This window comes from Nitrospira sp. T9, assembly GCF_052156535.1.
Lineage (GTDB): Bacteria > Nitrospirota > Nitrospiria > Nitrospirales > UBA8639 > Nitrospira_E.
The window spans coordinates 211,815-226,958 of record NZ_JBQKUP010000038.1 but is presented as its reverse complement, the minus strand read 5'-3'; the positions used below and the strand labels follow the sequence as shown (position 1 = coordinate 226,958).

Below are 15,144 nucleotides of genomic sequence, written 5' to 3'. Positions count from 1 at the left end.
TTGAGGAGATTGGACTATGGCTGCAACCGTGTTAGTCGTTGATGACGAAAAGGATCTGGTGGAGTTGGTCAAGTATCACTTGGAAAAGGAGGGGCTCAAGTGCCTGGAAGCGCGTGACGGGGAAACGGCCTTGCAGCTGGCCAGGGAGCGTACTCCGGATCTTATGGTCCTGGATCTGATGTTGCCGGGGGTGGATGGGTTAGAGGTCTGCAGGAAGTTGAGGAAAGACCCGAAAACGTCTTCGATCGCCATTATTATGCTGACGGCGAAGGCCGAAGAGGTAGATCGGATTGTCGGGTTGGAAATGGGGGCGGATGACTATATGGTGAAGCCCTTTAGCCCGAGGGAACTCCTCGCCAGAGTGAAAGCCGTGTTGCGGCGGGGACAGGGGCAGGACATGCCGGCGCTCAAACGGGTTGGAACCCTCGAGGTCGATGAAGGCAAGCACCGGGTGACAGTGGAGGGAACCGTGGTGGAGTTAACCGTCAAGGAATTCGATCTGCTCTGTGCGTTGATGCGGGCGAATGGCCGGGTCCTGAACCGGGAGCAAATATTGGAAACGGTTTGGGGCTATTCCAATGCCGTGGATATTGAGTCGCGAACGGTGGATGTGCACATTCGGCGACTCCGGGAAAAATTGGGAAGCGAATACACACGAATTGTGACGGTCAAAGGTGTGGGCTATCGTTTTGAGTCGGGGACGGTCTAAGGTGAGTATGATGGAAATGACCCTGATCAATGCGTAATCCTTCGCTCATTCTTGTGGGCTGGATGGTGTCGGCCATGATCGGGGCGGGTGTGGCGGTCGCCTGGGCATGGCCATTCTGGGTGGTGGTTTTATTGGGGGCTGGTCTGGTTGGCGTGGCGGTGTTGCTGACCCGGGACATCTGGGGTCAGACGAGAGAAAATCATGAAGATGTCATGACAGGCGTTCGTCAACTTGAACAGCTCAGCGGAATTGATGAGGCGAGGACTTCCCGTGTGTTGGAATCCGATGCCTTGGGAGGCCATATGCAGCGCCTGGTGGAAAATGTGAAAAAACGTATGACCGGTCTTGAGGAGGAACGCACGAAAATTATCGCCATCATGGAAAATCTGGTGGAAGGGGTAGTGGCCTTCGATCCAAAGGGAAAGGTGTTGTTCACGAATTCCAGCGCCCATCGAATTTTGGGATTGGACGCTCAGGCGATTCAAGGACGGTCGCTGTGGGAAATCATCAGAAATCAAGAACTGGCAGGTCTGGTTGAAGGTTGTCAGGAATTGGCGTGGCATGAGCGACGGGAGGCAGAGGTAGAATTGCATCCTCCCGTCTCCATGGTGTTAGAGGTCTATGCGCTCCCTTTTCCCATTTCCAATCAGAAGAAGGGGAGCGTGCTGGTGTTGCACGACGTCACTCAATTGCGTCGATTGGAACAGGTACGGACGGAATTTGTTGAGAACGTGTCCCATGAACTGCGCACCCCGCTGACGGCCATTGTCGGATATTTGGAAACGCTTGTGGATGAACCGTCATTGGAAACTCCGAACAATCGGAAATTTGTGCAGGTTGCCCACCAACATGCGGTTCGGCTCAGTCGGTTAGTAGAAGACTTACGAAGCCTCTCGGAAATTGAATCGGGAAAAGTCGTATTGCGTTGTGAATCGGTGCCGTTGTGTGAAGTGGCGCAGGATGTCTGTGAGATGTTTCAACATCAACTGTCGAAAAAAAATCTGCAGATCTCCAATACGATCGGAGTCGAACTCTGTGCCTGGGTTGATAGAGATCGGTTGATTCAGATTCTGGTGAATCTCGTGGATAATGCCATTAAATATACGTCTGACGGAGGCACCATATCGTTTCAAGCCATCCCTGTGGGAGATGAGCGGATCTCACTGCAGATCAAAGATACAGGCCAGGGCATTCCTTCGACGGATCTTCCGAGAATTACCGAACGATTTTATCGGGTGGATCGAGCGAGGTCCCGTGAAGAAGGTGGGACGGGCCTTGGGCTCTCCATCGTCAAGCATCTGCTTCAACTGCTCGATGGCAAACTTCGCATACAGAGTGAATTGGGTAAAGGCACCACCGTAGACGTGATTTTGCCCGTTTCCCCGCCAAATCTCTAAACCTACCTTTTATAGTAATTCAATTTTCTTCTTCCGTAACTCCTTTATTTGGTTGTTCTTTGCCAGAAATTTCTAAAAATGTCACACACTTGTAACGTAAAATACATAGCGGCGAAACAGTCTCTGGGCTAGGATTTTGTTGAATGCTTCGCTAGTCACAGAATACGGTGGATGTCGCTGGCTCAGCATTGGACGGCGAAAGGAAGATTAGGTTATGGCAGCAGGTAGCAAAAACTTAGAATGCCGGGGTTTTGGTGAGTTGGAAGTTCGTGAAGCGCCATGACCCGTGATTTCCGCCAGTCCGCCGGTTAAAATTGGAAAATGTTTGCCTCACCTGCTTTTGGATGTGGCGAGGCATCGTTTGCCATATTTGGAAAAGCACAATGGGAAATACCACGGACGGCGCGTACTCGGGAAATGGGCATATCGATAGGGTCCTCAAGGAACTCATCGCTATCCGTACGGATATGGTCGCCGAGACGGCCAGGTCACTGGCACGTCTCGAAAAGGTTCATACCAATTATCGAGAGAGCGCTCGAAACCTACTGCATTATCTTGCCCTCCGGCGCCGGGACCTCCGCCCGTTGCAGTTGCAGTTAGCCGCGTTGGGACTTTCATCCCTCGGGCGGGCCGAGTCGCATGTTCTGGCCACGGTCGATGCAGTTCTTGAAGTTCTGCATCGCCTGAGAGGATGTTCTTGGCAGGCGGGGTCGCAAGAGGCGGCAGTGGTCGATTTCCGGCATGGGGATCAGCTACTTTCCGAGCACACCGAGGGTCTTTTGGGCCAGGTCACTCCCGAGCGTGGAGTCCGAATTATGGTCACCATGCCCGCCGAGGCGGCGAATGATTACACTCTCGTTCACAATCTGCTCCAGCAAGGCATGAATTGCATGCGCATCAATTGCGCCCATGACGACGCCCCAGCGTGGTTGCGGATGATCGAGCATCTGAGACGAGCCAAACACTCTTTAGGACGATCCTGCCGGATCGTCATGGACCTGGCTGGGCCGAAGTTGCGTACCGGACCGATTGAGCCGGGCCAGGCTGTGGTCAGGATTCGACCCCGCCGCGACGTGTATGGGCGTGTCATCGACCCTGCGCGGGTGTGGCTGACTGCGGAGTCTTCTCCTTCCCCGCCACCCTTGCCGGCAGATGCTTCCCTACCTGTTCCGGCTACTTGGCTGACCGGCCTGCGCCCTGGCGAGCGGGTGAAACTCACTGATGCCCGGAACTCCAGAAGGATCTTTACAGTCGTTGATGTGACCGGTCATGGGTGCTGGGTGGAGGCAACCAAGACGACTTATGTTGTCCCGGGCACGGTTCTGCATCACGAGGGCGGGCTAGCGAATGGAAGGGACTGCAAGGCCACTGTGGGCGAGCTTCCCCCTCGTGAGAGCGCCATCTCTTTGCGTCAAGGCGACGTACTCATCTTGAGCCGCGATCTTCAGCCTGGCCATCCGGAAACCTGCGACAGTGGGGGGAAGGTTTCGGTCCCCGCCGTGATCGGTTGCACGATTCCGGAGGTTCTCGAGAACGTCCGACCTGGGGAATCAATCTGGTTTGACGACGGTAGGATTGGCGGGGTTATCGAGAAAGTCGAGGATATGCGGGTTTTTGTCCGAATCACTTACCCCCGCCTGCGGACTGAGACGTTGCGAGCCGATAAAGGCATCAATCTCCCCGACAGTGACCTTCACCTGTCGGCTATGACCTCCAAGGACGTGGCGGATTTGTCCTTTGTGGCCGTGCATGCCGATATTGTGGAGTTATCTTTTGCCAATTCGGTCAGAGATGTGGAAATGCTCCAGGAGCATCTAGGGCGCTTCGGGAGTCGGCAGCCTGCCATCGTATTGAAAATCGAAACGCGTCGTGGTTTCGAGAACTTACCGGACATGTTGCTTGCGGCCATGCGGGCTCCATATTGCGGCGTGATGATCGCCCGTGGCGATCTGGCCGTTGAATGCGGATTTGAACGTCTCGCGGAAGTTCAAGAGGAAATCCTTTGGATTTGTGAGGCCGCTCATGTTCCAGTGATTTGGGCTACCCAAGTGTTGGAAAACCTTGCCAAGGAAGGGATGCCGTCCCGCGCTGAGATCACGGATGCGGCCATGGGACATCGAGCTGAATGTGTCATGCTCAACAAAGGGCCCTATGTAGTCAACGCGGTATGTGTTTTGGACGGTATTCTTCGGCGTATGCAGGCGCACCAAGCCAAAAAGCGGGCCATGCTTAGGGAACTGCGGTTAGCCCATGCGTTGCCGAATGAAATCTTATGAGGCTTTCTCCTGCCACGGGTGAAACTTCCCACAGCAAGCTAAGGGGTGTCCCGCGCTGTTTTTTATAAAAGGAATTTCTAAACGAAACGAATTGAGACAAAGAGGTTTTGAGTCGCTTTTCGACAGATAGGCACAACGGACGAGGTGACTCCTTCCGCCTATGCTCCCTGGATATTTTGGTTTCTTAAAGACCCTGCCGTCAGTTTGTTGGTAAAAGGCCTTTTGCATAGCGACTCCCCAGCCCAACTTTTTTATGAAGGATCCGTTTGGGAGGGGTCGGTACCAACTATCAAAAAATGATTTTAGAGACGGAAGTGGGTTGGTCGCATTTTTACTTCCAAGACCTCTCAAATAACTTTTTGGCAGATTCTGAGCTTTTTCTTCTGAAGCCTTGTTCTTCCCTCAATCTTTTTAAAACGTTACACAGTTGTAACCCGAACCTCACAGAGGTGAAATAGTCAGTCATTAGGATTCGATGGCAGTGTTAAATAATCAGACTGCCGAGCTTTGGAGCTGTCTCACCGTGAGACGACAATGATGGGAGAGGCCCATGGGAACAAAAAGCACAGAATGGATTGCTCCGGTTGATGTGGAACGGAAAGATCATGATCAGGTGTTAGCAGTCATTTCTGCCAGTCCGGGGGTGACGATAGAAGCACTTTTGGAACATTTGCCATGGATGCGGTGGGGGCATTTATTTTCCATCCTTGGGGAATGCCTGCAAGAAGGGTCGGTCATCTTGTGCCAAAAGGAGTTTCAATTTGAAGTCCGGGCCATCCATTCGTCGTCAAGCGTACACGAGGTGGATGTCCGGACAGGCTATATGCCGTCCAAACCGGGAGACCGGTGGGGTATTTAACACGTTCGTAACATTGCCGTTACATAGAAGAAACCTGTTGGACCTACACTATTTATTCACTTGAGGAGGCACGATTGATGAAACACAGTCAGAAACGAAGGCAAATGTGGGTGTTGGGCTTGGGCATAGGGCTGTTCATGGGCTGGACCGGGACCGCGATGTTTGGGGTCTCCACTGTTTGGGCTAAAGATGAGATGGAAGATCCTAATTGGGTGAATTATGCCAAGGTGAGTGGCGTATCCGGAAACCTCAATAGCATTGGCTCGGATACCCTGAATAACCTTATGACGCTGTGGGCTGAAGGATTCCGGAAGCAATATCCGAATGTCAAAATTCAAATTGAGGGAAAAGGATCAAGCACCGCTCCCCCTGCTCTCATTGAGGGAACGGCTCAATTGGGGCCGATGTCCCGTAAGATGAAGGGGAAGGAAATCGATGCCTTTGAGTCGAAGTTCGGTTATAAACCTACCGCCTTTCCCGTTGCGATAGATGCGTTAGCGGTCTATGTCAATAAGGATAATGCCATTCAAGGGATGACAATTGAGCAAGTCGACGCAGTCTTTTCCAAAACCCGGCAGCAGGGATATAAGGAAAACCTCTCCAGTTGGGGCCAATTGGGCTTAACCGGAATGTTCGCCGATATGCCGATCAGTATCTATGGCCGGAATTCGGCGTCGGGGACCTATGGGTTTTTCAAAGAAGTGGTGCTGGAAAATGGTGATTATAAAGATGAAGTGAAGGAACAGCCCGGTTCGGCTTCTGTCGTGCAAGGGGTGACTGAAGATCAGGCAGGGATTGGATATAGCGGTATTGGATATCGAACCTCTAGTGTCCATGCGCTTCCTCTTTCCATGAAGGCAGGGCAACCCTTTGTGGAGCCCACTTATGAAAATGCCTCCAAGGGGGAGTACCCCTTGTCACGGTATTTGTTTGTGTATGTGAACAAAGCTCCCAATCAACAGTTGTCGCCGATTGTTCGAGAATTTTTGAAATATGTGTATAGCCGTGAAGGCCAGAAGGTCGTCATTAAAGATGGTTATTTCCCCATCTCGGAAAAGATTATCGGGAAACAGTCGGAGCACTTCAAGTAGGAACATCCTAAGGAACAACCTGACCGCCTCCCGGAGAAACCTTTTGGAGAGCGGTTGGGTGTTCTGATATCATTTTGTCCCTGTTTTTCATTTCCCCTTCCCAACAACTACACATGATGCCCCCCGTATCTTCCTCTTCTTCTTTGGAATCTAATAGACAATCATTGGCTGGCGTTTCCCGTCCTGGCACTCGAAGGCGGATCCGTCACCTGATTGATCGTGTGGCCAAGTATATCGTTGGGGCGGGAGGCCTAGCGACGATTGTCAGTATCCTTGGCATTTTTGTGTATCTGGTGTGGGAAGTCATTCCTTTGTTTCAACCTGCGACCGTCTCTCCTGAACTGACTCTGCCCGTGGCACTTCCCGGGACTCAAGGTTCCGAACGGACTCACATCGTGGTGGGGATTGATGAATACCGTGAAGTTCCGTTTATTTTGGAGGGTAAACAGCTCAAATTTCTTGCCCTACCCAATGGCACGTCAATACCGGAGGCGGGAGGGGAGTTGGCGATCGACGGTGAGCCGACTTCTGTGGTGCGTGTCGGGTTAAAAGGCCATACCCTTAGTATCGGGACCGATCGGGGACTCGTCTATCTGGTCAGGATACTGTATCGCTCGGATTTCCAAGGGGACCAACGGACCATTCTCCCGAGTGTGAAGGTCAACGATCCTGTGCGGGTGGTTCCTGACGGAACGGGGATAATCCTCCATGCGCATGTCACTCGAAGAGAGGAATTTCAAACCGTTGTGGCTCTCACCGGAAGCGGGGAGCTTTGGGTGACCAGGATTGAAGAACCAGGGGATTTTTCCTTTTCGGATGACGTCGTTGTCACAACAAATCGGCTGGTCCTTCCGCCGAAGGCGCATCTGAGGACTTTGGCTCTAGATAGTGTGGGAAAACGATTGGTGGCCGGGACGAACGATGGACATCTCCTCTCATGGGAATGGGAACGGCAGGGATTTGATGCCATGCCTCAATCCGTTCCGGTTGGTGCGACGGGGGATAGCGTGACTGCTCTCTCATATGTGTTAGGCGAACGAACGCTGGTGGCCGGCACTAGCTCTGGTAGCGTGAGTACGTGGGGGTTCTCAGCTGATGAATCCGGGCCGTCCGGGAAAATCTTGAGAAAAGTCCATACGTTCACCTCTCATGCCCGTTCGGTGACAAGTCTCTCGGTGTCCCAACGGGATAAGGGGTTTCTCACGGCCGACGATCAGGGAACCGTGTTGCTTCATCACTCCACGACTGGAGAAACGATTTTAGAAATTCCTGGTAGGGGCAAACCCATCGAATCGCTACGCTATGCTCCAAAAGCCGATGGCGTGGTCTGGTTGGAGGAAGACGGCACACTTCAGACCTATGCTATTGATAATCCCCATCCGGAGGTGACGTTCAAATCCTTATTTTTTCCGGTGACCTATGAAGGCTATGACCGTCCGGAGATGATTTGGCAATCCTCCAGTGGGTCGGATGAGTTTGAGCCGAAATTGGGACTCATCCCACTCATGTTTGGGACGTTGAAGGGGACCTTGTATGCCATGGTGTTGGCCATACCTCTTGCGGTTATGGGAGCCATTTATACGGCGATGTTCATGCATCCCCATCTTCGAGCTGTGGTGAAGCCGTCTCTGGAATTAATGGCGGCTCTCCCGTCGGTGGTATTGGGCTTTCTCGCGGGCCTCTGGTTTGCTCCTCTGTTAGAAACGATTTTCCCTGCGGTGGTGGCTATTGTGGGATTGCTTCCTCTGGTGATTGCCGTCTGTTGTCTGGCGTGGCAATTTCTTCCTATTCGGGTCAAGCGCTTTGAGGCGTATGGCTTTGATCTGATGGTCATGATGGTTGCCATCGTTCTCACGGTGAGTGCCTGTTTGATGGCTAATCAGTCAATTGAGGGCTGGTTGTTTGGAGGAAACTTCAAACAATGGTTAATACAAAATTTGGGATTAGCGTATGATCAGCGAAATGCCATTGTCATTAGTTTTGCGATGGGCTTTGCGGTGATTCCGATTATTTTCAGTATTGCTGAAGATGCCATTGCCAATGTGCCGAAGCAACTTGTCGCCGGATCTCTGGCCCTGGGAGCGACACGTTGGCAGACCTTGACCCGGTTAGTTCTCATCTCGGCCAGTCCGGGGATCTTCTCGGCATTGATGATCGGATTTGGGCGTGCGATAGGCGAAACGATGATTGTACTGATGGCCACAGGAAATACCCCGATCATGGATTGGAGTATGTTCAATGGATTTCGGACGCTCTCGGCCAACATTGCAGTGGAAATGCCTGAAGCTCCTCATGGCGGGACCCTGTATCGTGTGTTGTTCCTGTCCGGTCTGATTTTGTTTGGCTTCACCTTTACGGTTAATACGATTGCCGAAATCGTCCGGCAACGGCTCCGCCAAAAATATTCTCAGTTTTAAGTCGAGCAGCCATGAAATTTTTCCAACGGTTTTTTGCATCCGGCACATTATTTATCTGGTTGGCAGGTGGTGCCTTAGCCTGTTCTCTGCTTCTGATCGGCGGCCTCCTGGCGCTTATTTTCGTTAATGGTATGGGCTATTTTTGGCCGAAGGATCTCGTGCAGTTCACGCTCAAGGATGACACCCGGGTGCTCGGGGAAATCGTGGATACCCAGCGCATTCCGGAAACCGTCAGCGCAGATTTTCCCGATGGACAGTCTCGCATCCAACTGAAGGTGGGCAATCGGGATGTGTACGGACTGGATTTCCGATGGGTTGATGAAGCCGACATTGCCCAACGGACCTGGCCTCAGGATGTCATCGCATTTGAACGACGGGAGTGGGGAAACTTTTATGGCTGGGTCACGGAAGTGTGGGACGGGGAGACGCGTCTGGCTCAGGACCGGGATATTGGATGGGACATCTGGTATCCCTTCCTGGAGCAGGCCGAAGCTCTTCACCAGGACATTCATCATATTGAACACGATGTGATCGGCGCCATAAACGCTGACATGGAGCGGGCGCGCCTGAATCTGAAGGTTTTGGAATCAAAAGGGAGAATTTCTCAGGATTCCGCCGACCTTCTTCAACGGGAGATTCAACAACGGGAAGCGGCCTATCAGGAGCAGATCGAACGATTGGTGGGGTTGTATGAGCGATTGAACCGGTATCGCATCACCCTCATTGATGTCACGGGAGAGGAAAGAATCTTTCCGGTTGGCGGCCTTGTAAAGGCCTGGCGTCCGAATGCCATGGCTGTGTCGGACAAAATCCTGATGTATGTGGAAAACTTCTGGAACGTGTTAACTGAAGAGCCAAGGGAAGCAAATACCGAAGGTGGGATCTTCCCTGCGATTTTCGGTACGGTCATGATGGTCTTGGTGATGAGTGTGGTGGTGGTGCCGTTCGGGGTCCTGGCTGCCGTGTATTTAAAGGAATATGCCAAACAAGGCCCATTAACCCGAATGATTAGGATTGCGGTGAATAATCTTGCGGGAGTTCCGTCAATTGTCTTTGGTGTATTCGGTCTGGGGTTCTTTGTGTATGCGGTGGGAGGAACCATTGATCAATTATTTTTTTCGGCTTCCTTGCCGAATCCGACGTTTGGGACCGGGGGAATGTTATGGGCTTCACTTACCCTAGCCCTCATGACTGTTCCAGTTGTGATTGTTGCGACGGAAGAAGGATTATCGGCAGTTCCCATGGAATATCGGGAAGGATCGTTGGGGTTGGGCGCAACAAAATTTGAATCCCTCATCCGGGTCGTGCTGCCTTGCGCCATGCCGGGGATTTTAACCGGGTTGATTCTTGCTGTGTCCCGGGCTACGGGGGAAGTGGCGCCACTCATGTTAACCGGCGTGGTCAAACTTGCTCCGGCCCTGCCGGTTGATGGTCAGTTTCCTTTTCTGCATCTTGATCGAAAATTTATGCATTTGGGTTTTCATATCTATGACGTAGGATTTCAATCTCCTAATGTGGAGGCGGCAAAGCCTATGGTTTATGTGACAACCCTGGTCCTGGTCCTGGTCGTCCTCCTCTTGAACATGACGGCAATTTCGCTCCGAACCCGGATGCGGAAGCGCTATGCTGGTGCTTCGGTCTAAATGAGGTACAATTATGGAAATCGAGCAGAATTTTTTGGAACAATCCATGTCTCTGGTCAAGACCTCCGGGGCAAAGCCTCTGAGGCTGGTGGTTGAAACAAGGCAGACGGATCCCATGAAGAAGACATTTGTAGAATCCGAAACGGCTCAACATTCATTAACGGATGGACCTGCAAAAATCGTTATTCAAAATATGAACTTTTACTACGGAACCGTTCAGGCGCTCAAATGTGTGAATATGACCGTTCCCGCCAATAAAGTGACGGCATTTATCGGACCTTCAGGCTGTGGGAAATCGACTCTCTTGCGTTGTCTCAATCGCCTCAATGATCTGGTCGATGGTGCCAGGGTCGAAGGCACCATTCTCCTGGATAAGGAAAATATTTATCGACCTGAAGTCGATGCGACCGATCTTCGAACCCGGGTTGGTATGGTCTTTCAAAAGATTAATCCGTTTCCCAAAACCGTCTGGCAGAATGTGGCCTATGGTCCGCAATTGCAGAAGATCCGCAAACGTGCCATCCTTGACGAAATCGTTGAAACAAGTCTTCAGGGAGCAGGATTGTGGGACGAAGTCAAAGATCGGTTACATACCAGTGCCTTGGGCTTGTCGGGAGGTCAACAACAACGACTCTGTATTGCGAGGGCACTTGCGGTGAATCCAGAAGTGTTGTTGATGGATGAACCGTGTTCGGCACTGGATCCGATCTCCACCGGGAGGATTGAAGAGCTTCTTCATACGTTGAAAGAGCGGCTCACAGTTGTCATTGTGACACATAACATGCAGCAGGCTGCCCGAGTCTCTGATTTGACGGGATTTTTCTTGCTAGGGGAATTAATCGAATTTGATGGCACCAAGAAAATATTCACCAATCCGGGCGATTCCCGAACGGAAGATTATGTGACGGGGCGGTTCGGCTGATTTCCGGTAGACCTGAATGAAGGATCATGATGAAGCGACACTTTGATGATTCATTGGCGGATCTCAGGCAAAGAATTTTGCGCATGGGAGCGCTTGTTGAAGGGCAAATTCGTCAAGCGCTTAACGCGCTTGTGGATCGTGATGATGACATAGCGAATCAGGTCATTCAGAATGATCGTCAGGTGAATACGATGGATGTGGTCATCGACGAACTCTGTCTCGAATTGTTGGCGCTCCACCAACCCGCGGCGAAAGACCTTCGGTTTGTCACGACGGCCATGAAAATTTCCACCGAATTAGAGCGTATGAGCGATTTGGCGGAAAATATCTGTGAGCGTGCCATCGAACTGCATGCCGAACCTCAATTGAAACCGTATATCGATATTCCGCGTATGGCCGAGCGTGCCATTAAAATGGTGGGAGAAGCCTTGGATGCGTTTGTGCGAGGAGATTCGATCCTTGCCAGACAGGTTCTCAATGAGGATGACTACGTGGATGAACTGAATGAACAAATATTTCGCGAACTGTTGTCTTTTATGATTGAAAATCCCCAAACCATTTCGCGTGCGATCCGGCTGTCGTTTATCTCGAAATACCTTGAACGGATTGCCGATCATGCGACGAATGTGGCGGAATTGGTCGTATATATGGTGGAGGGAAAAATCATCCGCCATATGTCCCCAGCTAGTTAGTCATCATGTCAGGCACGTTACTCTCTGGCTTTTCCTCTGCTCTGTAATCCTCAGGCAGAGGGAATTTTACTTATCATTCCTGACAGAATGTATCGTGAGGAGCTCTTGGAGCGTTCAAGTAGATGGCGGTCTTGAGGCCCAGGTATGGTCCGAGTGGATAGGTACTCAGACGCACTGCGGGTGGTTTCTGCCAACTGAATGCGGAACAGGATCAACCCCGCTAGTTTTCAGAAATGGTTTGGTCAACACAATAGGTTTCCTCTAAAGGAGGAGGGTATCGCATATTAAGGGGAGCCATCCCGATAAATTCGTAAAGATCTGTGCCTGCCGTTTTCCAAATGTGGAGGCATTGGGCATTGAAAGAGGGAACGGCTTTCGTTTGTCCTTGAAGCGTTACCATGTCTTCCAGACCTGCCACGTGGCCAATCAGGAGGAATTCATTGCCTTGCCACTTACCGTCGTCGTCCATAGTTCCGGGAAAATGCATAAAGAAGGGACGATGGGGTTGGGGTTCCGGAGTCGACCGTGTCTCCGGTCCTGAATAGGTATTTTCAGGAAAGGGTAACCACTCTGCCTTAACTGTCACACCCCTTGTGGTCGTTTCGGCACGTACAATACGTCCGGCAAGTTGAACCGGTTGGTTGTGAAACTGCATCGGATAATTCCTGACTGCATCATAATCCTCTGCAGTTTTGATGATTGGCACTTCTGGAATTGGAAAGCTCGGGAGGTGTGCACAGCCGTGCACGACAAGAGTCAGTAGGACACACCAAGCACCAAGACTGTCAAGATACACCAAAGAAAAGAATTCCCGTTCCTTCTGATGGCTGGGTAGGCAATGGTTGATGGAATCGCTCTTACCTGCAGACACAAGTGGTGTACCACGGGTAACATTTCATACATTTCTCATATCTGTCGGATTCAGCAGGAATGCTCCCAATCTCCCGTTAAACAACCCCGCCAATCCCCTTGAGGAACCAGGCTTATTGATTAGATGAATGATTGACAAGTCAGGCGCATGGTACATGCGATCACGACAGATCGCGCGAAAAAATCTTGTATCGAAGATTTTCCTATTTGGTTTTAAAAAAAGCGATCCCGGTAAATTAATTGATGCATAAGGCCAGCCCTGCGCATCATCGGCGTATTCTTATCCAAACGGTGTCGTTTCCCTCGCCGAGTTTCCACTTCAATAGTTCCATCATCGATTACCTGCACCACCTTCCAAAACTTTTCAATGATGTAGGAATAGCATTCCCCGTGTTGGGTAGGCTGGATGGCTTTGGCTCGCGGACTTGGATGGGACGAATTTTTGCTCTTGCTGAAAACAACGAAGTCTCCAGGCCTGATCCTCATGAGCTAACCCCTCCTTTACGTTGCCAAAATCGACTCATTACGGTGCATTTTCGCTCAAGTTTAAATGAGTTCTTATATCGTATCCTTTTTTTTCTAATTTGCAACTCTACATATTTACCAAACTCAGTACCCTATTTGTCCTGTCATTTTTTTGCGTTGACAAACCGCCTTTCCAAGTATGTGGTAGGGAAGGGTTGGGTCTGTGAAGGGGCCTGTTGAAAAAAGCCGCCAGCGGCGTTCTCGCCATTTTCCCGTGCTCACGTACGAAGCGTACGCTCCGCGCGTAAAAACGGCTGCGGCCTTCCCTTCGGCATGACTCAGGGCAGGACTGGACAAACCCTTCGGGAAGACTCAGTGCATGCTTTTTTGAACCGACCCGGAGCCTTTGATGGGTAATCTCATCCTGCGCAAATTTGCCCTTGAACATCCTTATTATTCAACACTCCCTGAAGAGAAAAACCCATCAACATGGCTTAAATCTTTTCTGGAGACACGGCCGATGCTTTCGAATAACAAGTCGATCACTCAAGGGCTTACCCGGCGCTCTATTTTACCATCCGGCGGATAACCAGGAATGATTTGAATTACCCATAGACCAACCGTGCCCAATTCCTCTTTGACAGTCGGACAGGCCTCGATATCTTTCAAAATCATTCTGTTAGGAGTTTTTCTGGAGAAGGGCGGATTCGAGGCATGACATGCCTTACGGTTGCCCGTCCATAATCAAAAACAGAATTATCGGGACCAGTGCAAAAAATGTGATGGGATTGATGATGGTTTGGAGTCAATTCATCACAAGGTGAATTTAACATGGACGTAACATAGTCGACATTTTTGGGTAACAATTATGACACACAATACTTGGCAGAGCGAGGAATTCCCAAATGCGTTGGAGGTTTCGAATGAAAAGTTGGATTATTCCTATTCAATTGTGTCTGGTCTTTGGCCTTATTGTGAGTCCCATTGGTTGTGCAAGCGTGAATTCGGTGAATGGTGTCTCGACTGCTCTCGTTCAGGGAGAACAGATGTTCAATGAGGGAAGGCTCAATGAAGCGGAAGAAATATTTTCAATGGCTCTTCGAGAGAATTCTCATCAGCCCGAGATCTTAAATGCTCGGGGGTATGTCTATGCTAGGCGAGGAGAGTGGGTTAGAGCGATTAAGGATTTTGAACAGTCGGTTAGACTGGCTCCACAAAACCGCCAATATACCGATAACCTTGGGCTAGCCTATTTGCAGGCGGGGTTTCCTGACAGAGCATTACGAAATTTTTCACAAATTTTGGAGCATGCCCCTGATTCACCCCAAACGTTGAATCATCGAGGTTTGGCCTTTAGTCGACTGGGTCGGTATCAAGAAGCTATTCGCGATTATTCAAAAGCTTTACAACTTGATAATCATCAGAGTGAGATCTATCTCAACCGGGCTGTGGACTATATGAAAACCGGGTTTGTGGATGAAGCCAGAAGGGATCTGGATGAGGCGATCCATCTCAATCGTTCGCTTCCTCAGGCGTATGAAAGTCGAGGACTTCTTGCTCTAGGGGAAGGAAATACGCAGTTAGCCATTCAGGATTTTACCGCCGCGATCCGTCTGGGGGCAGATGGGGGGTTGGTCCATTACAATCGAGCGGTAGCCCTATCAATGGCAGGAGATTTAGTGAACGCTGCCCAGGAATATCAATTGGCGTGTGCACGGAATGTTTTTCAAGCTTGCAGCAAAGCTCTCCATTCCACGGCCGCACCTCAATTGTTGTAACGTTTACACAAGGAGAGAAGATTGA

The 15,144-nt window shown here is 50.7% G+C and carries 13 protein-coding genes; 11 read left to right on the top strand and 2 right to left on the bottom strand.

Going from position 1 to position 15,144, the window contains the following annotated elements; genetic code table 11:
• Positions 1 to 16 precede the first annotated feature (16 nt).
• From ACTRXD_RS14880 to phoU, 9 genes are all read left to right on the top strand, one after another.
• Positions 17 to 709 (top strand): response regulator, encoded by a 693-nt coding sequence (locus ACTRXD_RS14880; RefSeq protein WP_442432574.1) that lies wholly within the window; start codon positions 17 to 19, stop codon positions 707 to 709.
• 29 nt (positions 710 to 738) lie between these two features.
• The gene (locus tag ACTRXD_RS14875; protein WP_442432573.1) at positions 739 to 2,106 is read left to right on the top strand and encodes a sensor histidine kinase; all 1,368 of its coding nucleotides are present in this window, start codon (positions 739 to 741) and stop codon (positions 2,104 to 2,106) included.
• 383 nt (positions 2,107 to 2,489) lie between these two features.
• Positions 2,490 to 4,382: a pyruvate kinase gene (locus ACTRXD_RS14870; RefSeq protein WP_442432572.1), complete on the top strand. Its 1,893-nt coding sequence runs from the start codon at positions 2,490 to 2,492 to the stop codon at positions 4,380 to 4,382.
• Between the two features lie 550 nt (positions 4,383 to 4,932).
• A complete protein-coding gene (locus ACTRXD_RS14865) occupies positions 4,933 to 5,241 on the top strand; it encodes a hypothetical protein (RefSeq protein WP_442432571.1) in 309 nt (102 codons plus the stop codon).
• 77 nt (positions 5,242 to 5,318) lie between these two features.
• Positions 5,319 to 6,332, top strand: a complete 1,014-nt coding sequence (locus ACTRXD_RS14860; RefSeq protein ID WP_442432570.1) for a PstS family phosphate ABC transporter substrate-binding protein — start codon at positions 5,319 to 5,321, stop codon at positions 6,330 to 6,332.
• Positions 6,333 to 6,445: 113 nt separating this feature from the next.
• A complete protein-coding gene (locus ACTRXD_RS14855) occupies positions 6,446 to 8,749 on the top strand; it encodes an ABC transporter permease subunit (protein ID WP_442432569.1) in 2,304 nt (767 codons plus the stop codon).
• A gap of 11 nt (positions 8,750 to 8,760) precedes the next feature.
• Positions 8,761 to 10,392, top strand: coding sequence for a phosphate ABC transporter permease PstA (gene pstA, locus ACTRXD_RS14850; protein ID WP_442432568.1), 1,632 nt, complete (start codon positions 8,761 to 8,763; stop codon positions 10,390 to 10,392).
• Between the two features lie 115 nt (positions 10,393 to 10,507).
• On the top strand, positions 10,508 to 11,314 hold the full coding sequence (pstB, locus tag ACTRXD_RS14845; RefSeq protein WP_442432771.1) for a phosphate ABC transporter ATP-binding protein PstB: 807 nt from the start codon (positions 10,508 to 10,510) through the stop codon (positions 11,312 to 11,314).
• Positions 11,315 to 11,343: 29 nt separating this feature from the next.
• On the top strand, positions 11,344 to 12,006 hold the full coding sequence (gene phoU, locus ACTRXD_RS14840) for a phosphate signaling complex protein PhoU (RefSeq protein ID WP_442432770.1): 663 nt from the start codon (positions 11,344 to 11,346) through the stop codon (positions 12,004 to 12,006).
• 220 nt (positions 12,007 to 12,226) lie between these two features.
• On the opposite strand, the gene ACTRXD_RS14835 is transcribed toward phoU, so the two are convergent.
• Positions 12,227 to 12,661, bottom strand: a complete 435-nt coding sequence (locus ACTRXD_RS14835; protein ID WP_442432567.1) for a hypothetical protein — start codon at positions 12,659 to 12,661, stop codon at positions 12,227 to 12,229.
• Positions 12,662 to 13,089: 428 nt separating this feature from the next.
• Positions 13,090 to 13,362, bottom strand: coding sequence for a hypothetical protein (locus ACTRXD_RS14830; RefSeq protein WP_442432566.1), 273 nt, complete (start codon positions 13,360 to 13,362; stop codon positions 13,090 to 13,092).
• Positions 13,363 to 13,750: 388 nt separating this feature from the next.
• On the opposite strand from ACTRXD_RS14830, the gene ACTRXD_RS14825 reads away from it, so the two are divergent.
• Entirely contained in the window at positions 13,751 to 13,930 is a 180-nt protein-coding gene (locus ACTRXD_RS14825) for a hypothetical protein (protein ID WP_442432565.1), read from the top strand.
• Between the two features lie 334 nt (positions 13,931 to 14,264).
• Positions 14,265 to 15,119 (top strand): tetratricopeptide repeat protein, encoded by an 855-nt coding sequence (locus ACTRXD_RS14820; RefSeq protein ID WP_442432564.1) that lies wholly within the window; start codon positions 14,265 to 14,267, stop codon positions 15,117 to 15,119.
• Positions 15,120 to 15,144: the final 25 nt, after the last annotated feature.